Source organism: Bradyrhizobium sp., from assembly GCF_030654605.1.
Classification (GTDB): Bacteria; Pseudomonadota; Alphaproteobacteria; order Rhizobiales; family Xanthobacteraceae; genus Bradyrhizobium.
The window spans coordinates 90,898-112,166 of the sequence record NZ_JAURXB010000258.1 but is presented as its reverse complement, the minus strand read 5'-3'; the positions used below and the strand labels follow the sequence as shown (position 1 = coordinate 112,166).

At 64.0% G+C, this 21,269-nt stretch carries 21 protein-coding genes; 8 read left to right on the top strand and 13 right to left on the bottom strand.

The window, feature by feature from the left end; translation table 11 throughout:
- Positions 1 to 136: 136 nt before the first annotated feature.
- On the bottom strand, positions 137 to 382 hold the full coding sequence (locus Q7U29_RS23610; protein WP_304745330.1) for a PilZ domain-containing protein: 246 nt from the start codon (positions 380 to 382) through the stop codon (positions 137 to 139).
- A gap of 503 nt (positions 383 to 885) precedes the next feature.
- Between Q7U29_RS23610 and Q7U29_RS23605 the strand changes: the two genes are divergently transcribed.
- The 6 genes from Q7U29_RS23605 to Q7U29_RS23580 all read left to right on the top strand — a co-directional run bounded on the left by Q7U29_RS23605 (position 886) and on the right by Q7U29_RS23580 (position 6,102).
- Positions 886 to 1,581 (top strand): PilZ domain-containing protein, encoded by a 696-nt coding sequence (locus Q7U29_RS23605; RefSeq protein WP_304745328.1) that lies wholly within the window; start codon positions 886 to 888, stop codon positions 1,579 to 1,581.
- A 202-nt stretch (positions 1,582 to 1,783) separates the two neighbouring features.
- The gene (locus tag Q7U29_RS23600) at positions 1,784 to 2,437 is read left to right on the top strand and encodes a tetratricopeptide repeat protein (protein ID WP_304745326.1); all 654 of its coding nucleotides are present in this window, start codon (positions 1,784 to 1,786) and stop codon (positions 2,435 to 2,437) included.
- Positions 2,438 to 2,495: 58 nt separating this feature from the next.
- Positions 2,496 to 3,044 carry a hypothetical protein gene (locus tag Q7U29_RS23595; protein WP_304745344.1) on the top strand — a complete coding sequence of 183 codons (549 nt, stop codon included), beginning with the start codon at positions 2,496 to 2,498 and terminating at the stop codon, positions 3,042 to 3,044.
- Positions 3,045 to 3,097: 53 nt separating this feature from the next.
- Positions 3,098 to 4,483 carry a ribosome biogenesis GTPase Der gene (gene der / locus Q7U29_RS23590; RefSeq protein ID WP_304745324.1) on the top strand — a complete coding sequence of 462 codons (1,386 nt, stop codon included), beginning with the start codon at positions 3,098 to 3,100 and terminating at the stop codon, positions 4,481 to 4,483.
- On the top strand, positions 4,480 to 5,730 hold the full coding sequence (locus tag Q7U29_RS23585) for a TCR/Tet family MFS transporter (protein ID WP_304745322.1): 1,251 nt from the start codon (positions 4,480 to 4,482) through the stop codon (positions 5,728 to 5,730). Before der ends, Q7U29_RS23585 begins: the two co-directional genes overlap by 4 nt.
- 75 nt (positions 5,731 to 5,805) lie before the next feature.
- Positions 5,806 to 6,102: a hypothetical protein gene (locus tag Q7U29_RS23580; protein ID WP_304745320.1), complete on the top strand. Its 297-nt coding sequence runs from the start codon at positions 5,806 to 5,808 to the stop codon at positions 6,100 to 6,102.
- Between the two features lie 93 nt (positions 6,103 to 6,195).
- On the opposite strand, the gene Q7U29_RS23575 is transcribed toward Q7U29_RS23580, so the two are convergent.
- Positions 6,196 to 7,425, bottom strand: a complete 1,230-nt coding sequence (locus Q7U29_RS23575) for an ABC transporter substrate-binding protein (RefSeq protein ID WP_304745318.1) — start codon at positions 7,423 to 7,425, stop codon at positions 6,196 to 6,198.
- Between the two features lie 219 nt (positions 7,426 to 7,644).
- On the opposite strand from Q7U29_RS23575, the gene Q7U29_RS23570 reads away from it, so the two are divergent.
- Complete coding sequence (locus Q7U29_RS23570) at positions 7,645 to 8,124, top strand: tetratricopeptide repeat protein (RefSeq protein WP_304745316.1); 480 nt, start codon at positions 7,645 to 7,647, stop codon at positions 8,122 to 8,124.
- Between the two features lie 16 nt (positions 8,125 to 8,140).
- On the opposite strand, the gene Q7U29_RS23565 is transcribed toward Q7U29_RS23570, so the two are convergent.
- The 4 genes from Q7U29_RS23565 to radA all read right to left on the bottom strand — a co-directional run bounded on the left by Q7U29_RS23565 (position 8,141) and on the right by radA (position 12,886).
- Complete coding sequence (locus Q7U29_RS23565) at positions 8,141 to 8,881, bottom strand: SDR family NAD(P)-dependent oxidoreductase (protein ID WP_304745314.1); 741 nt, start codon at positions 8,879 to 8,881, stop codon at positions 8,141 to 8,143.
- Between the two features lie 180 nt (positions 8,882 to 9,061).
- Complete coding sequence (purF, locus tag Q7U29_RS23560) at positions 9,062 to 10,603, bottom strand: amidophosphoribosyltransferase (protein WP_370691818.1); 1,542 nt, start codon at positions 10,601 to 10,603, stop codon at positions 9,062 to 9,064.
- A 22-nt stretch (positions 10,604 to 10,625) separates the two neighbouring features.
- Positions 10,626 to 11,252, bottom strand: a complete 627-nt coding sequence (locus Q7U29_RS23555) for a CvpA family protein (protein WP_304745312.1) — start codon at positions 11,250 to 11,252, stop codon at positions 10,626 to 10,628.
- A 158-nt stretch (positions 11,253 to 11,410) separates the two neighbouring features.
- The gene (gene radA / locus Q7U29_RS23550) at positions 11,411 to 12,886 is read right to left on the bottom strand and encodes a DNA repair protein RadA (RefSeq protein ID WP_304745310.1); all 1,476 of its coding nucleotides are present in this window, start codon (positions 12,884 to 12,886) and stop codon (positions 11,411 to 11,413) included.
- A 171-nt stretch (positions 12,887 to 13,057) separates the two neighbouring features.
- Here radA and Q7U29_RS23545 point away from each other — a divergent pair, with 171 nt between their 5' ends.
- A complete protein-coding gene (locus Q7U29_RS23545; protein WP_304745308.1) occupies positions 13,058 to 13,810 on the top strand; it encodes a DUF5131 family protein in 753 nt (250 codons plus the stop codon).
- On the opposite strand, the gene tcmP is transcribed toward Q7U29_RS23545, so the two are convergent.
- The 7 genes from tcmP to alr all read right to left on the bottom strand — a co-directional run bounded on the left by tcmP (position 13,780) and on the right by alr (position 21,239).
- Complete coding sequence (tcmP, locus tag Q7U29_RS23540; protein WP_304745306.1) at positions 13,780 to 14,667, bottom strand: three-Cys-motif partner protein TcmP; 888 nt, start codon at positions 14,665 to 14,667, stop codon at positions 13,780 to 13,782. The two genes, Q7U29_RS23545 and tcmP, sit on opposite strands and share 31 nt — an antisense overlap.
- A gap of 164 nt (positions 14,668 to 14,831) precedes the next feature.
- The gene (locus Q7U29_RS23535) at positions 14,832 to 16,121 is read right to left on the bottom strand and encodes a hemolysin family protein (RefSeq protein WP_304745304.1); all 1,290 of its coding nucleotides are present in this window, start codon (positions 16,119 to 16,121) and stop codon (positions 14,832 to 14,834) included.
- Between the two features lie 203 nt (positions 16,122 to 16,324).
- Positions 16,325 to 17,716, bottom strand: coding sequence for an adenylate/guanylate cyclase domain-containing protein (locus Q7U29_RS23530; protein WP_304745302.1), 1,392 nt, complete (start codon positions 17,714 to 17,716; stop codon positions 16,325 to 16,327).
- A gap of 28 nt (positions 17,717 to 17,744) precedes the next feature.
- A complete protein-coding gene (locus tag Q7U29_RS23525) occupies positions 17,745 to 18,473 on the bottom strand; it encodes a sulfite exporter TauE/SafE family protein (protein WP_304745300.1) in 729 nt (242 codons plus the stop codon).
- 198 nt (positions 18,474 to 18,671) lie between these two features.
- Positions 18,672 to 18,995, bottom strand: coding sequence for an NIPSNAP family protein (locus Q7U29_RS23520; RefSeq protein WP_304745298.1), 324 nt, complete (start codon positions 18,993 to 18,995; stop codon positions 18,672 to 18,674).
- A 222-nt stretch (positions 18,996 to 19,217) separates the two neighbouring features.
- Entirely contained in the window at positions 19,218 to 19,988 is a 771-nt protein-coding gene (locus Q7U29_RS23515) for an exodeoxyribonuclease III (RefSeq protein WP_304745296.1), read from the bottom strand.
- A 15-nt stretch (positions 19,989 to 20,003) separates the two neighbouring features.
- On the bottom strand, positions 20,004 to 21,239 hold the full coding sequence (gene alr / locus Q7U29_RS23510; RefSeq protein WP_304745294.1) for an alanine racemase: 1,236 nt from the start codon (positions 21,237 to 21,239) through the stop codon (positions 20,004 to 20,006).
- Between the last annotated feature and the right edge of the window lie 30 nt (positions 21,240 to 21,269).

Below are 21,269 nucleotides of genomic sequence, written 5' to 3'. Positions count from 1 at the left end.
GAGACGCGGCGAAGACGCCGCTCCTCAGGATGAGGTTTACCTTGTTGAAACGCCACAACCTCATGCTGAGGAGCGAGCGACGCGAGCGTCTCGAAGCATGGGCAGCAAGCGACTCACCCATCTCGGATAGTCGATACTAGTCGACGAACTGGGCGCCGAATTCGCACCCGATCCGCCAGGCCAGCCGGCATTGCCGGGGGCCGCCGTCGGACAGGATGATGGTGAACTCAGGGGGAATCTCGAGATGTTCGGCGATGATCTTGACGCCGCCCGCCGATACGTCCGTGATCATGCAGTCGCGCGGCAGCGAGCCGGTCCCGAACTGGATCTTGGCGACCCGTCTGCACTGACGACGTTCGCTGCTGCGTCGATTGGCTAACATGTCGATCCTTCGCGTTACCTCGAGAATGCTCCACCCGGCATTCCCTCGGATTGTTTTACCTGGGAATTGTTGGAATACGCCTAGCGCAACCGCATGCAATTGATGCTTTCCGTTTGAATTGCTTTCACCTTGTGACGCGCGGCGCCATTGCGCACATTGCGGGCATCGCGAAACGTCGGCACTTCGCGGAACGCCTCGCGAGCGAACTCAAACAATACAACCCTGCAATGTATAGAATTTACCGAAAGGAAACGGGTTAGCCGTTAAGTTCCCCGCGGGGAACTCCCTCCTGCCGGGGCGATTCAGCCAATCTTAGCGTTTTGGCCGCATATTGAGCGCATCGCGGCCGATTGCCCTGCGAGCCGATCGAACATGGACGGATCGCGACGGGCAACTCACTCGCGACCATCGTGACCGCAAACGGCGCCGGCACCGGTTCCAGCGTCAATTCACGTCGATCAACACGTCGCTGAAATGAGTAGATACCCCGCGAGGATTTACCTTTGTCAGTCGAAGCATTTCTCAAGCAGCGAGCCGTGAAGGTTGCCGTGATCGGCAACTACACCTTGCCGAACTGGTACGATCCCCAGGGCAAGCTGCGCACTTTCGCCTGCCGAACCACCCGCGTCTCGCCATTCCGGTTGATGGCCGATGTGCCTGTGGTCGGTAAGGTCGGAGACCGCCTCAGCGCCTATTTCCAGGATTTCGGTAAATTCGACGCCAGCGTCAGCGAGACCCAGACAGGTCGATTCCTGATCGAACTCGAGATGACCCGCCCGATGCGGGAAAAGTTTGCCAGCAAGCTCACCTGGCTGGAAAAGAAGCAGAAAGAGCCGGGCCTTGCCGAGCTGCGCAGGGACGCGCGCATCATCCCGACAACTCCCCATTCCATCATGACCCTGGCCGACGGCACCACGCAGCCATGCCTGGTGATCGACATGTCGCCGTCGGGTGTCGCGGTCTCGGCCCAGCTGCAGCCGCAGATCGGAACGCCGCTGGCGGTGGGCGCCTGCATTGGTCGCGTCATCCGGCTGCTGCCCGATGGCTTCGCGGTCAAATTCGTCGAACCGCTGAACCGCCACGAACTCGAGCGGCGGCTGGTCACACGATTTACCCCGCCGGCTTCGTCCGGCCAGGCCCCCGCGGTGACCCGCAGCAGCGGCGGCGTCTTGCTGGCCAGTGACTCCATCCTGGTCTAGCGCGCTTTCACGCCTTTCCGGTTGGCGCCGGGGCGGGCCAGACAGGCCTTTGATTTTAAGCATGTCCTTGGTAACGCTTTGATCCGGCTTGCTTTGCCTTGCCGCCGCCATATCGCTAGGGTATCGCCGCCGCCACGCGGGGATTGGCGTTGAGGCGGAATACGCGGATTGGCGCGCTCCATCGGGGATGGGATAACTCTAAGTGTCTGAATTATTTGATGAAGTCGACGAGGATGTACGTCGCGACCAGCTCAAGAAGATCTGGGACAAGTATTCGATTCTGATCATCGCAGGCGCGTTTTTGATCATCGCCGCGGTGGGCGGCTGGCGTGGCTATCAGTATCTGGAAGCCAAGAAGGCCGCCGAGGCCGGAGCGGCCTTCGACAAGGCCTCCGAGCTCTCCGAACAGAACAAGCATACCGAGGCGGAAGCCGCCTTTGCCGATCTGGCCGCCAAGGCGCCGTCGGGCTATCGCGTGCTGGCGCGGCTGCGGGTCGCCGCGGAGGCCGCATCGCGCGATCCGCAGGCGGCCGCGAAGCTGTACGACGACATATCGGCCGATCGCACTGTCGGCACGCCGGAGCAGGATCTGGCCCGGGTGCGCGCCGCCGGATTGCTGCTGGAAACGTCGACCTATCCCAACATGCTGCAGCGCCTCGAGCCGGCCACCGTACCGGGAGCGACCTTTCGCCATACCGCGCGCGAACTGCTCGCGCTGTCGGCCTGGCGCGCCAACGATACCGCCGCGGCGCGGCAATGGCTGGATGTGATTGCCAATGACGGCGAGACGCCGGCAAGCCTGCGCTCGCGCGCCGAAGCGCTGCAGGCGTTGCTTCCGCCGGTTGCCAAGAGCTGAGCCGAGAGCTGATGCCGAGAGCTGACGGCGGGAAGACAAGTTGAGTGAGAAACCGACCATGCGCCGCTCGCAACGCCTGATCGCCACCGCCGTCGTCATCGCCCTGTCGGGCGTGCTGGCCGGCTGCGCCGGCGGCATGAGCAGTTTCGACCCGTCCGATATGCTCGACTTCCTCGACACCAAGAAGAAGCTGCCGGGCGAGCGCAAGCCGGTTTTCCCCGACGGCGTGCCGGGCCTCGAGCAGGGCGTGCCGAAGGACTTGTACAAGGGCTCGCGCCAGGAGCAGATGGACCAGCAGAATGCCGCGGTAGCGGCCGCCGCCGCGCCGCCCGCGGAGGAGCCGAAGTCGAAGCGCGGCGCCAAATCCGCGAAAGGCAAGCCGCCGGCGACCGCCAGCCGCGCGCCGGAGCCTGCCGCCGATGCCGATGCGTTGCCTGAGGAAGAGGGCAGTACCGCCGCCGCGCCGCCGCCGCCCAAGCCGGCCAGGATCGTGCGCCGGCGCACCACCGCGCCGCCGCCGGACGCGCCGGCACAGCCTGCGCCATCGCAGCAACAATCCGCTTCACCGTTCCCGGCGCCATTGCCGAGCGGTACCTTCGCGCGCTGATTTGGTTTTTCATTTTATCGACACGCGCTTCCTAGACGGCGCAGGGATCGCTCATGTCTTTTACCATTGCTATCATCGGCCGGCCCAATGTCGGAAAATCCACGCTGTTCAACCGGCTGGTCGGGCAGAAGCTCGCGCTGGTCGATGACACGCCCGGCGTCACGCGCGACCGCCGCGAGGGGCAGGGGCGCCTCGGCGATCTCGAATTCACGCTGATCGACACCGCCGGCCTCGACGAGGGTGCCAAGGGCTCGCTGACCGCGCGGATGCAGGAGCAGACCGAGACCGCGATCGCGCTGGCCGACGCCCTGATGTTCGTGATCGATGCGCGGGCGGGCCTCACTCCGAACGATCGCGGCTTTGCCGATTTCGCGCGCCGCGCCAACAAGCCGGTGGTTCTGGTCGCCAACAAGAGCGAGGGCAAGCACGGCGAGGCCGGTGCGATGGAATCCTACGCGCTGGGCCTCGGCGAGCCGATCCAGATCTCCGCCGAGCACGGCGAGGGCCTCAGCGATCTCTACGACTCGCTGCGCGCGATCATGCCGGAGCCGGTCGAGGAGAGTGAGGAATTCGACGATGACGACGTCATCGAGACCGACGAGGAAATCGCGACGCGTCCCATCCGCGTCGCGATCGTCGGCCGTCCCAATGCAGGAAAATCCACGCTGATCAATCATCTGCTCGGCGAGGAGCGGCTGTTGACCAGCGCCGAGGCCGGCACCACCCGCGATTCCATCTCCGTCGAGGTCAACTGGCAGGGCCGGGATTTTCGGGTGTTCGATACCGCGGGATTGCGGCGGCGCTCGCGGATCGAGGAGAAGCTGGAAAAGCTCTCGGTGTCGGACGCGCTGCGCGCCATCCGCTTCGCCGAAGTCGTGGTGCTGATGATGGACGCGCAGAACAAGTTCGAGGAGCAGGACCTGCGCATCGCCGACCTGATCGAGCGCGAGGGCCGCGCGCTGGTGATCGCGGTCAACAAATGGGACCTGATGGGCAAGCAGTCCAGCCTGATCGCCGGCTTGCGCACCGACGCCGATCATCTGCTGCCGCAGGTCAAGGGCATGCCGATCGTGGCGGTATCAGGCCTGATGGGCGAGGGCATCGACCGTCTCATGAGTTCGATCGAACAGGCTTATGCGGTGTGGAACCGGCGGGTGCCGACGGCGACGCTCAATCGCTGGTTCGAGCAGGCGGTCGACGCCAATCCGCCGCCCGCGGTGTCGGGACGGCGGCTGAAACTGAACTACATCACCCAGGCCAAGGCGCGGCCGCCGAGCTTCATCCTGTTCTGCTCGCGCGCCGACGCGGTACCGCAGTCCTACCTGCGCTATCTCGTCAATTCGATGCGTGAATTCTTCGAACTGCCGGGCACGCCAGTGCGGATCAGCCTGCGCGAAAAGGCCAACCCGTTCGCCCACAAGCGCAAGCGCCCGTCATGAGCGAGGCGAAATCCGCGGATACCGCCGCCGCGCCTGCGGCGCGCGGCGGCGCGGTCGCCTTTATCTTCGTCACCATCCTGCTCGACATGCTGGCGCTCGGCCTGATCATGCCGATCCTGCCCAAGCTGGTGGAAAGCTTCGTCGACAACGATACCGCGACCGCAGCGCGATACTTCGGCCTGTTCGGCACCGCCTGGGCGCTGATGCAGTTTTTCTTTTCACCCATCCTCGGCGCGCTGTCGGACCGGTTCGGCCGGCGGCCTGTCATCCTGCTGTCGAATTTGGGGCTGGCGCTCGATTACGTGTTGATGGCGCTGGCGCCGTCGCTGCTTTGGCTGTTCATCGGCCGGGTGATCTCCGGCATCACCTCGGCCAGCGTTTCCACGGCATTCGCCTACATCGCCGATGTGACGGCGCCGGAGCGGCGCGCCGCGATGTTCGGCAAGATCGGCGTCGCGTTCGGTGCCGGCTTCATCCTGGGACCTGCGATCGGCGGCCTGCTCGGCGACATCGATCCCCGGCTGCCGTTCTGGGTCGCGGCGGGTTTGAGCTTTGCCAATACGTTATATGGCTTTTTTATCCTGCCGGAATCATTGCCAGCGAAACGCCGCTCGCCGCTGCGCTGGAACAGCGCCAATCCGGTCGGCGCGCTGCAGCTGCTGCGCTCCGATCGCGTCCTCGCGGGACTGTCGGTGGTCAATTTCGTCGCGCAGACCGCGCACGTGGTGTTGCCGAGCACCTACGTGCTCTACGCGACCTACCGTTACGGCTGGGATACCACCACCGTCGGCCTGACGCTGGCCATGGTCGGCGTCTGCGCGATGGTGGTGCAGGGTATGGCAATCGGCCCGATCGTGCGGCGCGTCGGCGAATGGCGGGCGCTGATGCTGGGGCTCGGCAGCGGCGCCCTTGGCTTCCTGATCTTCGGGCTTGCGCCGACCGGTCCGCTGTCCTGGCTCGGCATTCCCGTGATGGCGTTGTGGGGTGTGTCGGGCGCGGCGATCCAGTCGCTGATGACGCAGCTGGTTGCGCCGAACCAGCAGGGCCAGCTGCAGGGCGCCAACACCAGCGTGCAAAGCGTGGCGCAGATGGTCGGGCCGTTCCTGTTCACGCTGACGTTCGCGTATTTCATCGGCGCGCAGGCGCCGCTGCAATTGCCCGGCGCGCCGTTCCTGCTGGCATCGGCGCTGCTGCTGCTGGCGCTGGTGATCGCGGCGAAAACATTATCGTCCGCCCGGGTCCGGTAGGTTCCCGTCAAGGGTACATCCTGCCGGATCCCCGCGAATCGCTTATGCTCGAATCCCTGACGTCAGGAGGCCGACATGGTCGCAGACAGCAACAGCCAGATCGCGTGGCACCGGGCCCAGATCAGGAAGCATCGAGCGGCGCTGAGACAGATCGAAACCGCGCGGCATAATTTCGGCGAGATCGCGGGCTCGAAGACAACAGTTCAAACGCCAAAGACGGTCGCCGAACTGAAACGCAAGATCAGGGATTCCGAACGGATCGTCGCGGCTTACGAGCGGCAAACCCGACGGCCGCTGACGACCGATTTTGGAACGCTCGCCAGCGCTCCCTGGAGCAAGTGGAACGGCTCCGACTCGCCGAACCGGCGATAGAACGGGCGGCGTGCCGGGTTCGGGTCCGCCGACTCCTTCAGTTGAATTCGCTGTCGGCCGGACCCTTGCAGGTCCGGCCGGCCGCGTTTCTCTTTACTTCTTCACCAGCGGACACTCGCTCGCCGACAGCGGCTTGGCCGCGTCTTCCGCCGAGATCGTGGCGATCTGCTTGTAGTAATCCCAGGGATATTTCGACTCCGCGGGCTTCTTCACCTCGAACAGATAGGCCGGAATGATGCGGCGTCCGTCCGCGCGCAGCGGACCCTTGCCGAACAGGGGATCATCGGTCGGCAGTTCCTTCATCTTGGCGACGACCTTGGCGCCGTCTTTCGGATTGCCGCCGAGCGCTTCCATCGCCTTGAGATAGTGCAGCGTCATGGCGTAGGCGCCGGCCTGGGTCATCGACGGCATCGCGTTCTTGCTGGCCAGGGCGGCGAACCGCTTCGAAAAGGCGCGCGTCTGGTCGTTCATGTCCCAGTAAAAGGATTCCGTGAACGTCAGGCCCTGCGCCGTCTTCAGGCCCAGCGAATGCACGTCGTTGATGAAGAGCAGCAGTGCTGCGAGCTTCTGGCCGGCTGCCACGATGCCGAACTCAGCCGCCTGCTTGATCGCGTTGGTGGTGTCGCCGCCGGCGTTGGCAAGGCCGACCACCTTCGACTTCGAAGCCTGCGCCTGCAGCAGGAACGACGAGAAGTCCGAGGTATTGATCGGATGCTTGACGCCGCCGAGCACCTTGCCGCCATTGGCGGTCACGACCGCGGACGTATCGCGCTCCAGAGCGTGGCCGAAGGCGTAATCGGCGGTCAGGAAGAACCAGCTGTCGCCGCCCGCCTTGGTCAGCGCCTTGCCGGTGCCGTTGGCGAGCATGTAGGTGTCGTAGGTGTAGGAGATCGTGTTCGGCGTGCAGGCCTTGCCGGTGAGATCGGCGGAGGCGGCGCCGGAATTGAGCAGCACCGCGTTCTTTTCCTTGACGAGGTTGCTCACCGCCAGCGCCACGCCGGAGTTCGGCGTATCGGCGATGGCATCGACCTTGTCGCTGTCGAGCCACTGCCGCGCGATGTTGACGCCGACGTCGGGCTTGTTCTGGTGATCGCCGCTGACGACGTCGATCTTCCAGCCCTTCTTGAGGAGGCCGGAATCCTCGACCGCCATCTTGATCGCGACCACCGAATTGGGTCCGCCGATGTCGGCATAAAGGCTCGACATGTCGTTCAACACGCCGATCTTGACCGCCTTGTCCTGGGCGAAAGCCGGCGTGGCAAGGCCCAGCGCGGCGAACGCGATGAGCGCGGTGGTGCCCAGCGCGAGCGTTTTCTTCTTCATTGAATTCCTCCTGAGGTTAACACCCGGGAGGCTCTCTTTTCGGAGCCTCGCCAAGGGCTCCCGTTAGTACGTCCGGCCCCGCGCGGCAATGCACCTATGGTAGCGCGTCTCGGCGGCAGGTAATTGTCGCTGGCGGGTTCCTGAGCTAGGTTGGAACCATTATCAATCCAGGCAAGATCAATTTTGGGGGGTACTCGTGGGAATTTCAGGTTTTCCGGATTGGCCGTAGCGATCCTGTTGTTCGGGCTGACGGCCAATAGCCCGGCGGCGAATGCGAGCTGGGACGAGGCGACCAAGGCCTTTGCGAAGAAGCAATATGCGGCGGCTGCCAAACTGTTCAAGCCGCTGGCGGAGAAGGGCAATGCGCTGGCGCAATACCAGATCGCGCTGATGCACCGGATGGGCCTCGGCATGATCAAGGACCAGAAGGAAGCGAAGAAGTGGAGCCGGCTCGCCGCCAAGCAAGGCAATGCCGACGCCCAGCTGATGCTGGGCAGCCTTTACGCCAAGGCTGAAGGCGGAGAATCGGCCGACGTCGTCAATGCCTACATCTGGTACGAGGCATCGGCCAAGGAAGGCAACGCCGAGGCCAGGAAGGAACTGGTTTCCCTCGAGAAGGAGATGTCGCCGCAGCAGCTCACCGATGCGCGCGCCAAGGCGCAAAAATGCGTCACGTCCAAATACGAGCTATGCGACTGACCGAACGCGCCGGTGCTTAAGCCGGCGCGCGAAAGCTCTGCAGCGTCCGGGTCGGGTAGTCATACAGCCTGCCGGTCTCGGTCCAGGCAGGCGCGCACATCGGAAGGATCAGTTCGGCGACCTGGTCCGGCGTCTCCAGCGTCGACGGGTCCTCGCCCGGAAACACGGTCGCGCGCACGCGGGTCCGTGTCGGGCCGGGATTGAACAGGTTGACGCGCAGCGGCGTGCTGGCGGTTTCGTGCGCCCAGGCCCGCGCCAGCGTCTCCAGCGCGGCCTTCGAGGCGGCATAGGGGCCGAGATAGGCATTGGCCTGGCTCGCCGCGGCCGAGGTGATGAACACCGCGCGGCCGGCGTCGGACTGCCGCAGCAGCGGCTCCATGCAGCGGATCAGCTGGAAGTTGGCCGACAAATTGATCGCCATCACGTCGTTCCACGACTTCAGCTCGATATGGCCGAGCGGCGACGAGGGGCCTGCGACCCCGGCATTGCCGACGAGAATGTCGAGCTTGCCATGGCGCTCGTGCAGCGCAGCAGCGAGCCGGACGATGCCGTCGGAATCCGTGAGATTGAGTGGCACCAGCGTCGCACTGCCGCCGTCCTTGCGGATTTCATCGTCGAGTTCTTCGAGGCCGCCCTGCGTGCGCGCCACCGCGATCACATGGGCGCCGGCCTTTGCCAACGCACGCGCGGTAAAATAGCCGATGCCGCGCGAGGCGCCGGTGACGAGAGCGATGCGGGAGGAAAGGGGTTTTGTCATCGAAATAAACTCTATCGTCGTCCCTGCGAACGCAGGGACCCATACGCCGTGCAGGTTATGATGGGGGAAGGTGTCCGCGTCCAGCGGTGTTCGCAACAGGAACGCCGGTGGCTATGGGTCCCTGCTCCCGTGCGCAATTGCGCACTAGGCAGGGACGACACCGTTTATGCTGCCCGATCGCTAGCTCGCCTCCGCCAGCAACGACAATTGCCGCGGCTGCGGCTCGACCTGGGTCTGGTCGGTGAGGTGGGTGGGGTAGACGCCGGTAAAGCAGTGGTCGGCGAATTTCGGATTGGCGGGATCGCGGCCGGGCTCGCCCATGGCGCGGTACATGCCGTCGATCGACAGGAACGCCAGCGAATCCGCGCCGATGGCTTCGCGCATCTCTTCCAGCGAATGGGTCGCCGCCAGCAGGCCGCCGCGGTCCGGCAGGTCGATGCCGTAGTAGTCGGGATACAGGATCGGGGGCGAGGCGAGGCGGAAGTGCACTTCGCGGGCGCCGGCGTCGCGCATCATGCGCACGATCTTTTTCGACGTGGTGCCGCGCACCAGCGAATCGTCGATCAGGATGATGCGCTTGCCTTCGATCGCGGCGCGGTTGGCCGAATGCTTCATGCGGACGCCGAGTTCGCGCACGCTCTGGGTCGGCTGGATGAAGGTGCGGCCGACATAGTGGTTGCGGATGATGCCGAGTTCGAACGGCACCCCGGAGTGCTGGCTGTAGCCGACCGCGGCGGGCACGCCGGAATCCGGCACCGGCACCACGACGTCGACTTCGACATGGCTTTCTCGCGCCAGTTGCGCGCCAAAGGCCTTGCGGACGTCGTAGACCGAGCGACCGCCGACGATGGAATCCGGCCGCGAGAAATAGATGTATTCGAAGATGCAGGGCCGCGGCGGTTTCGGGGGAAACGGCTTGTGGCTCTGCGCGCCTTGCTCGTCGAACACGATGATCTCGCCGGGCTCGATGTCGCGGACGTATTTGGCGCCGATCATGTCGAGCGCGCAGGTCTCCGACGCCAGGATCGGACAGCCGTCGAGTTCGCCCAGCACCAGCGGGCGAATGCCGAGGGGATCGCGGGCGCCGATCAGTTTCTTGTTGGTCATCGACACCAGCGAATAGGCGCCCTCGATGGCGCGCAAGCTCTCGATGAAGCGATCGATGAAGCGGCCGCGCTTCGACTGTGCCACCAGGTGCAGGATCACTTCGGTGTCGGTGGTGGATTGCATCATGGCGCCGTTGCGCACCAGTTCGCGGCGCAGGCTCAGTCCGTTGGTGAGGTTGCCGTTATGGCCGACCGCGAAACCGCCGGCATTGAGCTCGGCGAACAGCGGCTGCACGTTGCGCAGGATGGTGGCGCCGGTGGTGGAGTAGCGCACATGGCCGACGGCGAGGCTGCCGGGCAGGCGCTCGATCACCTCGCGGCGGGAGAAGGTGTCGCCGACCAGGCCGAGCCGTCGTTCCGAGTGAAAGCGGGAGCCGTCGAAGGAGACGATGCCGGCGGCCTCCTGGCCGCGATGCTGCAGGGCGTGCAGCCCGAGCGCGGTGATGGCGGCGGCTTCCGGGTGGCCGAAGATGCCGAACACGCCGCATTCCTCGCGCAGCGTGTCGCCTTCCAGATCGTCCTGCATCTCGATCGCCGCAGCGTCGAGTTTCTCGATCGCGGTGGGGTTCAGGTCAAGGTGGTCGGCGGGATCGGAAGGGTTTTTCATCTCGTCCATCGCGCCTCTCTGTTGGCCTGTATCAACGCCCGACCTTGTCGATCTGCTTTTTCAAGCCGTCGCGGGCAGCCTTGCTATAGCCGTCGGCCGGGGCCGGCGTCGCCGGCTCCGCGTCAGTCTGCTCATCGTCTGGTTTATTCTTCTTGAATCTCTTCAAGATGGTGTTCTCGGGGTCATCCGGCAAGAGCGACATCAGCCATTGGCCGGTTCCATCCAGCACGGTCCGGGACTTCGCCGCGGTGACCCAGTCCGGCCTCTGCTTGTCCGGAACCAGCCAGATGAAGAACTGATAGGCGACGACCAGGATCAAAAGCCCCCGCGCCAGCCCGAACAGGAATCCGAGCGTGCGATCCAGCGCCCCGATCCGGGAATCCAGGATCATGTCGGAGATTCGCACCGTGACGATGGAAACCACGATCAGGGTGCCGATGAACACGCCGGCGACTACGGCGACGCTGGCGATGGTCTCGTTCTGGATATAGGTTTTCGCGGTCGGCAGCAGCTTGCCGAACGCATAGAGCGTGACCAGCGCCGCGGCGCCCCATGCCGCGATCGAGAGAATCTCCCGCATGAAACCGCGCACCAGCGCGAGCAGGCCGGAGATCAGCATCACCGCGAGCAGGATGAGATCGAGTATCGTTATCGGCATCGGCTGGTCAGGTCCGCTCGTAAGTCAAAACTGCGAATCGGCAACGTCGGTGCCACCCTAAGTGACGGTCATACCGGGCGCCCCGCAAGGCCGGAAATCGCTATTCCCACCCCGTGCGCGGGTTGTATAGCGGCGGGGGCAGGTGACGTCACGTCCGACTAGCCTTCCTGACGCCGGAATCTCGCCGGTGTGGCATTTTTCTCCACTGCCGCGCTCTCCCGGCCCTCACGATTTCGTTCCTGATTGGCTCTGGGCGTGCCGCGGGCGGCGATATCCGCCACCAGGCTGGTCAGGCCGCCGACGGTATTGAGCACCAGCCCGGCATCGCCGCCGACGTCGCCGCGCGCCGATTCGGGCAGCACGGCCCGGCCGAACCCGAGTTTGGCGGCTTCCTTGAGCCGGGCCGAGGTCTGCGCTACCGGCCGGACCGCGCCCGACAGCGAAACCTCGCCGAAATAGACCGCATCGGTCGGCAGCGGCGCATTGACCAGCGACGACACCAGAGCGGCGGCGGCGGCGAGGTCCGCGGCCGGCTCCTGGATCCGCAATCCGCCCGCGACGTTCAGATAGACGTCGTAGCCGGACAGTTTTACCCCGCAATGGGCCTCCAGCACCGCCAGCACCATCGACAGCCGGCTCGGATCCCAGCCCACCACCGCCCGCCGCGGTGTGCCCAGCGTGGTCGGCGCCACCAGCGCCTGCAATTCCACCAGCACCGGACGGGTGCCCTCGATGCCTGCGAACACCGCGGTGCCCGGACTGCCCAGATCGCGCTCGGACAGGAACAGTTCGGACGGATTGGAGACTTCGCGCAGGCCGAGGCCGGTCATCTCGAACACGCCGATCTCGTCGGTCGGCCCGAAGCGATTCTTGGCCGCGCGAAGAATCCGGAATTGCTGCGAGCCTTCGCCCTCGAACGACAGCACCGCATCGACCATGTGCTCGACCACGCGGGGGCCGGCGATCTGGCCGTCTTTTGTCACATGGCCGACCAGGATGATGGTGGCGCCGGATTTCTTGGCGAACCTTATCAGCGCCTGCGCCGAGGCGCGCACTTGCGTGACCGTGCCGGGAGCTGATTCCACCGTGTCGGTCCACATGGTCTGGATCGAATCGATCACGATCAGGCGCGGCACGGTGCCTTCCGAGAGCGTGGAGACGATATCCTCGACCGAGGTCTCCGCGGCCAGCTGCACCGGCGCATCGGCCAGGCCCAGCCGCTCGGCCCGCAACCGCACCTGCGCCACCGCTTCTTCACCTGAAATGTACACCACCCGATGCCCGGCCCGCGCCATCAGGGAGGTCGCCTGCGTCAGCAGCGTCGATTTGCCGATGCCGGGATCGCCGCCGACCAGCAGCACCGAGCCGCGGACAAAACCGCCGCCGGTGACGCGATCGAGCTCGGCCATGCCCGAGGACAGGCGAGGCGCCTCCTGGCTCTTGCCGGTCAGGGTTTCCAGCTGGAACAGCCGGCCCCGACGTTTCGAGCGGATCGAGACCGGCATCGAGGTGGCCCCGGTGGTATCCTCCTCCGCCAGCGTGTTCCACTCGCCGCAGGACTCGCACTTGCCCTGCCAGCGATTGAACGCCGCGCCGCAGTTCTGGCAGACGAAGGAAAGGGTGTTTTTGGCCATGGGGTGAGGTACGCCGGATTCGAGTGTTCTTATTTTGTTCTATAACCCATTAAGAATCGGTTCGCGACAGAAAACTCGTTTGTCGCTGTTGATGAAGGCCTCGTCCGGAGGAAAGGCGTGTAACCAAATCTAACCACTTTCCTGAGATTTTATCGGCACTTGAGGAGTTCCATGGCCGAAACATCGATCGAATGGACTGATGCAACCTGGAATCCTGTGGCCGGCTGCACGGTGCTGACCGCAGGCTGCACGAATTGCTACGCCATGCGGATGGCCTCCCGGCTAGAGGCGATGGGCGCTGAAAAGTACCGCGGCCTCACCCGGAAAAGCGGTGGGCGGGCTGTCTGGACGGGCAAAATTCGATTGGACGAGAAATCGCTCGATGCCCCGCGCGCCTGGTCAAAGCCGCGTAAGGTCTTCGTGAATTCAATGTCCGATCTTTTTCACGATGATGTACCGATTGAATTCATCGCTCAGGTTTGGGAGGTGATGAAGAGTACGCCTCGGCATACCTATCAAATCCTCACGAAGCGCCCCGAGCGCATGGCCGAGGTACTCGCCAAGCCTCCATTTTATATTCTGTCGAATGTCTGGCTTGGCGCCAGCGTTGAAGACGATCGCGTTCTGTATCGGTTGGATGCAATTCGGCGGGTGCCGGCTGCGATCAGGTTCGTCTCGCTTGAGCCGCTGATCGGATCGGTAGTTCGGGGCGATCTGACCGGTATTCATTGGGCGATTGTCGGCGGTGAGAGCGGTCCGCGTGCTCGCGAAATGAAGCCGGAGTGGGTCGACGAGATCGAGGCGATGTGCCGCCGATCAGGGACAGCATTCTTCTTCAAGCAGTGGGGCGGAAAAAACAAGAAGGCGGCCGGGCGCCTGTTGCGCGGCCGCACCTATGATGAACTTCCTGCCTTGAGTATGTGATTGCCGATCTTCGTCGCCAAACCTATCGCCTTCGGATCATTGTTCGATATGCACAGAAATAGTGAAAATCGTTGTGGTTTCTTGTGCAAAGGCAGAGGTAACGGCTTAAGCACCGTAGCGAAAATTGTCTCCAGTCGAGACCGTGCATAGGCTTCCAGGCCGGCTACGTCTGCCGAACGGCGTCGCGGCTCTTCGGAGATTCCGTCAAACAAGTCCTCTCGCATTGTCTTAGGATAGAGCTCTTGCTCCCAAGCATCGGATCCAAACATTCGGGTAAGGGCGGCGCGCTTGTGCTCGTCGATGTTAGATAGTTCCCGCGTGGCCTGTCGATAAAGGCCTGCCAAAGAAAACAGAAACCAAACGTCAATTGCCTTGGTCGCGGCAACCTTCTCTAGCGTGGACCATTCCAGTTGCATCCCGTAGGGATCAAGAAAGAGGACGGCTCTGGTAGATCGCCAACTATTGGCGGCGATGAGCGATTTCAGGGCATCGTTGGCGTCGTTCTTGATCACCACAATTCTTCGATTGAGATGGTTCGCAGCCAATTCCTGAAGCGCTTCAACGTATGAAGGCTTGCTCTCGATGAAAACAATAAAATCAAAGGGAGGCTTTACATCGACTGCGATTCTCGCTGACCCGCGTCGTTGTTCGATTCTTTCCGGCTCACCTGCGTCCAGGAGACCGGCTGCTCGTTCTTCATGGCGCACGGTGCGAGAGCCAGTCCCGGCGAATGCGTCTATGTACCAAAGTTCGTCGAATTTACCCCTAAGCGCGGTGGTGAAGAATTTTAGGTATTTTTCAACGATCGATAGCTTGAGCTCGGTGTGCTGGTCGCCGAACTCATGATCGATTGGCATCAACGCGCCTTTGCAATCTCAGAACAGGACGGTTCCGATGGTCCGCCAGACATTCCTGCGGCGGAGTTGTCAAAACGTGATTCTGCAACTTTTTAGCTTCCACAGATCGCGCTTACAAGATGCAGCCCTCGGCCTACGGCGGCGCGATCATAGGTGCCCGCCGCTCAGGCGGCGCCCAACCGCGTCGCCAGCACCTTGTCGATGCGCCGGCCGTCGAGATCGACGATCTCGAATCGCCAGCCGCCGGCCTCGATCTTGTCGCCGACGGCCGGAATGGCGCCGAATTCCTGCAGCAGGAAGCCGGCGAAGGTCTGATAGGGCTTTGATGGCGGCAGGACGATGCCGAGCAAGTCGGCGAATGCGACTGCCGGCATCCAGCCCGATATCAGATAGGAGCCATCGTCACGCTTCACGAAGGGAAGCTCGGCGGGGCCCTCTTCGGTGTGGAAGGAGCCGACGATCGCTTCAAGAATATCCGCACGGGTCACGACGCCCTGGAAGGTGCCGTATTCGTCGTGAATGAGGCCCATATGCACCGGCGAGTCACGCAGGATCGCGATGACGTCCCGCGCATCGACGGTCTCCGGGATGATCGGCGCGTGGCGGATCAACTGGCTGATATCAGGCGTCTTGCCCGACAGGCATGCGTCGAGCATATCCTTGGCGTTGACGATCCCGAGCACGTGGTCGCGGTTGCCGTCGAATACCGGGAAGTGGGAATGATTGCTGCCTGCGATGGTCGTCGCCACCCCGGCAATGGGATCGCTGACGTCGATCATGCTCACTTCGTGCCGCGGCGTCATCACGGCGCCGACCGGAAGGTCGCCGAGCCGCATCACGCCCGCGATCATTTCCTTTTCGCCGGGCTCCAGCACGCCGGCATTTTCGGCTTCGACGACGAGGGTGCGAATTTCCTCCTCGCTGACCCTCTCTTCCGCTGCGCCCCGCTGACCGAGCAGCCAGAGCAACGCCTTGCCCGAACGATCCAGCAACCACACCAGCGGCAGCGACACCGTCGCCAGCACGGTCATCGCCGGCGCGACCCGGACCGCGACCGCCTCGGGATCGCGCAGCGCGATCTGCTTCGGCACCAGTTCGCCGACGATCAGCGAAAAATAAGTGATCGCGCCGACAACGACGCCGACGCCGATCGCATCCGCGAGTCCCCGCGACAGCCCGATGTCCATCAGCCATGCGGACAGACGCAGCCCCAGTGTCGCGCCGGAAAGGGCGCCTGAGAGCACGCCGATCAGGGTGATCCCGATCTGCACGGTGGAGAGAAACTTGCCGGGATCGGATGCCAGCGCCAGCGCGCGGCGAGAACCGGGAACGCCCTTGGCGACCAGACCGGCCAGCCGCGCGGGCCGTGACGAAACGATGGCCAGCTCCGACATCGAGAGCAGACCATTGACGACGACCAGGACCGCTACGATCCCGAGTTCCAGATAGAGCACGATTCAGCCTTGTTGTTCCGCCTCGCCAAGCGTTCGGGCAGCAAGCCCAAGATAGGGATTGCCGGGCGAACTTGCCAGAATGACGATGGCGACGAATCTCGTCATGGCCGGGCGTGTCCCGGCCAGCCACGTCTTTCTTGCTTGAGTGAAGCCAAGACATGGATGCCCGGGACAAGCCCGGGCATGACGAGCCTGTACTTCATTCAGGCCCGCGTCCAGATGGCGACGGGCTGCTCGATGCCGCGGACCGCGCAGGCCGGCTTTTCGACCAGGTGCATGAAGTCGGCGTTCGCGCATTTGCCCTCGGCGCGCGCCCGCTGCACCAGATCGTGACTGGCCACCATCGCGCAGCCGAATTCGCGGGTCAGCGATTCCAGCCGGCTCGCCGCATTCACGGTGGTGCCGATGACGGCGAATTCGAGCCGGTTCAATCCGATATCGCCCAGCACGACCGGGCCGTAGTGCAAGCCCAGGCTGAGCTGGATCGGTGGCTCGCCGCGATGTTTTCGCTCGAGATTCAATTCGTCCATCGAGCCGATCATGGCCTGCGCGCAACGCAGCGCATTGCCGGCGTCGCGATCCCCGGTGAACGGGGTGCCGAACGTCGCCATCAATCCGTCGCCGAGATATTTGTCCAGTGTACCGTCATGGCGGAAAACCTCGCGCTCCATCCGCTCATGGAAGCGTCGCAGCGTGCCGATCACCTCGGTCGGACTGCGGCCGTCGGAATAGGCGGTAAAGCCGACGATATCGGCGAACAGTACCGCGACATCCTGGGTTCGGACCTGCTTCAGCGGATCGTCGTTCTTCGAAAGCTCCGCGACGACGTTGGGTGAGAAATAACGCGCGAGGTTGGTGCGCTCGCGTTCGATCCCGGCATGGCTGATCAGCAGCGCATTGGAACGGCGTGCCGCCAATGCCAGGATCATGGCGACGAGCAGGAAAACGACGATTTGCTGAAACCGCCCGCCGAATCCGATAGCTGAGGGGTCGATGATCTCGAACAGTCTGACGTCGGAACCCGTGGCGGCTCTGACACGTTCGGACAACGCGGCATGGGTTATGGGTTGCAGGTAAACCCAGGTGACGGCGACCGCCCACAGCGCCGAGGTCCCGAAGCCGATCGCCACCACGGTACGCCACGAATAGGCCATCGTCGCGGTGGCCAGGAAAATGAAGAAGTAGAGGAAGCTGTCGAACCGGAATTGCATCGCAAGCGGCCAGTCGACCGCGCTCCAGGGATTGGGCACGACGCTGAGGAAGGTCAGCAGCGCCAGATCGCAAAATATCAACACCAGCTCCGGGCTCGATCGGCCGGCGATCTTGCCGACCTTGAGCTGGGCCCAGCCATTCAACGCGAACAGGCCGAGCATCACGACGTAGTAGCTGACTTCCCAGGTCGGATTGATGATCGGCAAAGTGACGGCGGTCACCGCCAGCGCCACCCAGCGCGCGCGGACCGCCAGCAGCAGGCCCTCCCGCTTGCTGTCGGCAAGGGCCGCCTCCGCGAATTTCAGCGTGGCCTGAGCCTCGGTTCGTTCAACCGGCGCGCCGCGGGACTCGGGAATGTCGCTGGTATCCGCCAATACGCTCAAACCATTCACTCCTGATTTCGCACCGGAATCATGCGCCGATGAACGCGTTGATCAGCATCGCAGCCCCGGCAGCCAGCATGATACCATCCATCACCAGCCGAAACACGTCCGGCTCGAGCCGCAACACAAAACGCCGGGCGATGAAGGCGCCCGCCATCAGCGACGAACCGGCGATCAGGCCCTTCAGCGCGACATCGCCCGTCAGCGCGCCGAACCGCTGGAAGGTCAGGGATTTGCTGACATACAATCCGAGCGAGCTTGCGGCTTCGGTGGCGAGAAACGCGCCTTTTGTCAGCCCATGGAACAGAAACAGCGGCACGCTCAAGGGCCCGGTCGACACCACGATGCCGGTGATGTAGCCGATCACGGCGCCGCCGATGGCGAGGTGCCAGAGCGACACCTTCAGCTGGTAGCGGGCGAGCCAGTGCCGCACCGGCACCATCGCAATCAGGAACAGCCCGATCGAAACATCGACCGCGTGCGGCGGCAGCACCAGCAGCGTGCGCGCGCCGAGTGCTGCGGCCGGAATGCCGGTCACGGAGTAGGCGGCGCAGGCGCGCCAGTCGACCTCGCGCCACCAGGCCAGGATGCGTGAAAAATTGGCCATCACGGCGGCGACCGCCATGATAGGCACCGCCTGCTGCGGCCCGTATTGATAGACCAGCACCGGCATCAGCATGATCGACGACCCCGTGCCGACGATGCCGGAGATGGTGCCGGCGGCGAGCCCGACCACGAGGACGAAGAGGAAGTTCAAGGGGGGCTCCGCGACAGGCTGCCCCTCATCCTGATCAGGAGCCGCGCGCTTGCGCGGCGTCTCGAAGGATGGGGACGCGCACTCTGGCCAGATGGTTCGAGACGGCGCAAGAGCGCCTCCTCACCATGAGGGAGCGCGCGTTTCGGTCGCCTGCGGCCTGAGATGAACCGCTCCGTCGTCGGAGCGCATTTCAGGCACCTACGGATGCGGCCCCCACGGCGCCGCGAGCAGGAGCTTGACCTCCTGCGTCATGACCAGCGGGCGGAATTTGCCGGCGAAGTTCATGAAGTCGGGATTGGCGAACAGTAATTTCCAGGATTCGCGGCGATCGGCGTCGTCGTCGAATTTCCAGAGATGGACGATCTGGTTGATGGTGCCGACGTCGCTTTGAAAATAGCCGATCAGCTTCTTGTCGTGCTCACCCTTCTGCATCGCAGGAAATCCGATCTCCTGGTAAAGCTTCACGGCTTCGGACATCTTGCCGACATAGAGGGTGTAGGTGCGCAGCTCATAGATCGCCATGGCGTGGTTCCTTTCTTGTGAAAATGCGTTGGTGGACGTTGCGCACGATCGCGCCACACTCTCGGTCGTCATCGTCCGGCTTGACCGGACGACCCAGTATTCCAGAGACTTTCGCGATCAACCGAGAAGCCGCGGCGTACTGGATCCCCGCCTGAGCCTGGCATCGGGCTCGCCGAAGGCGAGACCCGGTGGCGGGGATGACAATCGGAGAGTTGTTGCCGCTCATCGCAGCACGACCCACGCCGGCGCGTGGTCGCTGGCGCCTTCCTCGCCGCGCAGCTTGCGGTCGACGCCGGCCTTTATCAATCGCGGCGCCAGCGCCGGGCTCAGCAGCAGGTGGTCAAGACGCAAGCCGGCATCGCGCGCCCAGCGGTTGCGCTTGTAGTCCCAGAAACTGAACATCGGCTCGTCCGGATGCAGTTCGCGGATCGCGTCGCACCAGCCTTGCGCCACCAGCTGTTTGAAGGCGGCGCGGCTCTTCGGCTGGATCAGCGCGTCCTTGTCCCACGATCTGGTCGGATAGATATCGAGCGGCGTCGGCGCGACGTTGTAGTCGCCCGCCAGCACCACCGGTATATCCTGCTTGATGAATTTCGCGGCGCGCAGCCGGAGCCGCCTGAACCAGTCGAGCTTGGTGTCGAATTTCGGCCCCGGCTGCGGATTGCCGTTCGGCAGATAGATGCTGGTGACGACGATGCCGTTGACGGCGGCCTCGATGTAACGCGCTTCGCGGTCGTCGGGATTGCCGGGCAGGGCGGTGCGGATAAGTACCGGATCGGTCTTGCGCGCCAGGATGGCGACGCCGTTCCAGGTCTTCTGGCCGCGCCACACCGCGCCGTAGCCCGCCTTGCCGATCGCATCGACCGGAAAGTCGGCGTCGGTGCATTTCAGTTCCTGCAGCGCGACGGCGTCGGGTTTAGCCTGATGCAGCCAGCGCAGCAGGTTCGGCAGGCGGCGGTTGATATTGTTGATGTTGAAGGTGGCGACTTTCATGGCCCGACGAAATCGTCAGGCCGGTATCACGGGAGCCGGTTGAGGGGCGGCCGTCCGTTCATCGGTCGCGATGCCGCCCTTGTAGATCCGGGCATACCGCGAACCGAGGCTGGTCAGCACTTCGTAACCGATGGTGCCGAAATGGTGCGCGAGTTCATCTACGGTGATGCCTTCGCCGATCAGCGTCACCATGTGGCCGCGGCGCACGTCTTTCTTGTCGAGGTCGGTGACGTCGATCGCCATCAGGTCCATCGAGATGCGGCCCGCGACCGGGCAGCGCTTGCCGGCGACCATCACCTCGGCGCCGCGGGTGCCGTCATTGCTGCTGCCGGCGCGGAAATAACCGTCGGCATAGCCTGCGGAAACGATGGCGAGCCGGGTCGGCCGCCGCGCGCTCCAGGTGCCGCCGTAGCCGACGCTGTCGCCCTTCTCGATATTGCGGATCTGCACGATGCGGGCCTTGACTTCGACCACGGGTTGCATCGGATTGTCGGCCTCCGGCGTCGGATTGACGCCGTAGAGCGCGCAACCCGGCCGCACCAGGTCGAACTGGAACGCGGCGCCGAGGAAACATCCGGACGAATTCGACAGCGACGCCGGCACGCCGGAAAACAGGCTGGCGATCTCGCGGAAGGTGGCGAGCTGCCGGGCGTTGGACGGATGGTTGAGGGTCTCGGCGCAGGCGAGGTGGCTCATGACCAGCGTAATGCCGTGATCGCCGGCGTTGATCCGGGGAATGATGCCCTCGGCTTCCACAAGGGTCAGGCCGAGCCGGTTCATGCCGGTATCGATGTGAATGGCGGCGCCGCCGGCCCAGCCGGTGCGGCGGCAAAACACATCCCATTCGGCGAGTTCGTTGAGGTCGCCGATCACAGGCCTGGCGTCGATCCTGGCGTAGGCCTCGCCGCTGTTCTGGAAAAAGCCGTCGAGCACGTAGATCGCCGCCGTCGCCGGCACCGCCGCGCGGACCACGCGGGCTTCGTCGAGGGTGGCCACGAAAAACGTCTTGCAGCCGGCGCCGGCGAGCGCGCGCGCGACCTGTTCGGCGCCGCAGCCATAGGCGTTGGCCTTGACCACGCCGGCGCATTCGGCCGGCACCGCCGATTTCTCGAGCTTGCGCCAGTTGGCAACGATGGCGTCGAGATCGACGGTGAGGACAGCGGTGGCGGTCGCCAGCGCAGCCGCCTGGTTGGCTTCAGCCGAGAGGATGGAGCCGGGCGGGGCCAGTTTCGGGTCGGTAATGATGTTCATGCCGCACTTTACGCGCAGGCCTGCCGCGGT

What these genes read in the sequence shown, in the direction of transcription:
- Q7U29_RS23610 (WP_304745330.1), bottom strand. Translation starts at nt 382, where the DNA reads ATGTTAGCCAATCGACGCAGCAGCGAACGTCGTCAGTGCAGACGGGTC.
- Q7U29_RS23595 (WP_304745344.1), top strand. Translation starts at nt 2,496, where the DNA reads ATGCGCCGCTCGCAACGCCTGATCGCCACCGCCGTCGTCATCGCCCTG.
- der (WP_304745324.1), top strand. Translation starts at nt 3,098, where the DNA reads ATGTCTTTTACCATTGCTATCATCGGCCGGCCCAATGTCGGAAAATCC.
- Q7U29_RS23585 (WP_304745322.1), top strand. Translation starts at nt 4,480, where the DNA reads ATGAGCGAGGCGAAATCCGCGGATACCGCCGCCGCGCCTGCGGCGCGC.
- Q7U29_RS23580 (WP_304745320.1), top strand. Translation starts at nt 5,806, where the DNA reads ATGGTCGCAGACAGCAACAGCCAGATCGCGTGGCACCGGGCCCAGATC.
- Q7U29_RS23575 (WP_304745318.1), bottom strand. Translation starts at nt 7,425, where the DNA reads ATGAAGAAGAAAACGCTCGCGCTGGGCACCACCGCGCTCATCGCGTTC.
- Q7U29_RS23565 (WP_304745314.1), bottom strand. Translation starts at nt 8,881, where the DNA reads ATGACAAAACCCCTTTCCTCCCGCATCGCTCTCGTCACCGGCGCCTCG.
- purF (WP_370691818.1), bottom strand. Translation starts at nt 10,603, where the DNA reads ATGGACGAGATGAAAAACCCTTCCGATCCCGCCGACCACCTTGACCTG.
- Q7U29_RS23555 (WP_304745312.1), bottom strand. Translation starts at nt 11,252, where the DNA reads ATGCCGATAACGATACTCGATCTCATCCTGCTCGCGGTGATGCTGATC.
- radA (WP_304745310.1), bottom strand. Translation starts at nt 12,886, where the DNA reads ATGGCCAAAAACACCCTTTCCTTCGTCTGCCAGAACTGCGGCGCGGCG.
- Q7U29_RS23545 (WP_304745308.1), top strand. Translation starts at nt 13,058, where the DNA reads ATGGCCGAAACATCGATCGAATGGACTGATGCAACCTGGAATCCTGTG.
- tcmP (WP_304745306.1), bottom strand. Translation starts at nt 14,667, where the DNA reads ATGCCAATCGATCATGAGTTCGGCGACCAGCACACCGAGCTCAAGCTA.
- Q7U29_RS23520 (WP_304745298.1), bottom strand. Translation starts at nt 18,995, where the DNA reads ATGGCGATCTATGAGCTGCGCACCTACACCCTCTATGTCGGCAAGATG.
- Q7U29_RS23515 (WP_304745296.1), bottom strand. Translation starts at nt 19,988, where the DNA reads ATGAAAGTCGCCACCTTCAACATCAACAATATCAACCGCCGCCTGCCG.
- alr (WP_304745294.1), bottom strand. Translation starts at nt 21,239, where the DNA reads ATGAACATCATTACCGACCCGAAACTGGCCCCGCCCGGCTCCATCCTC.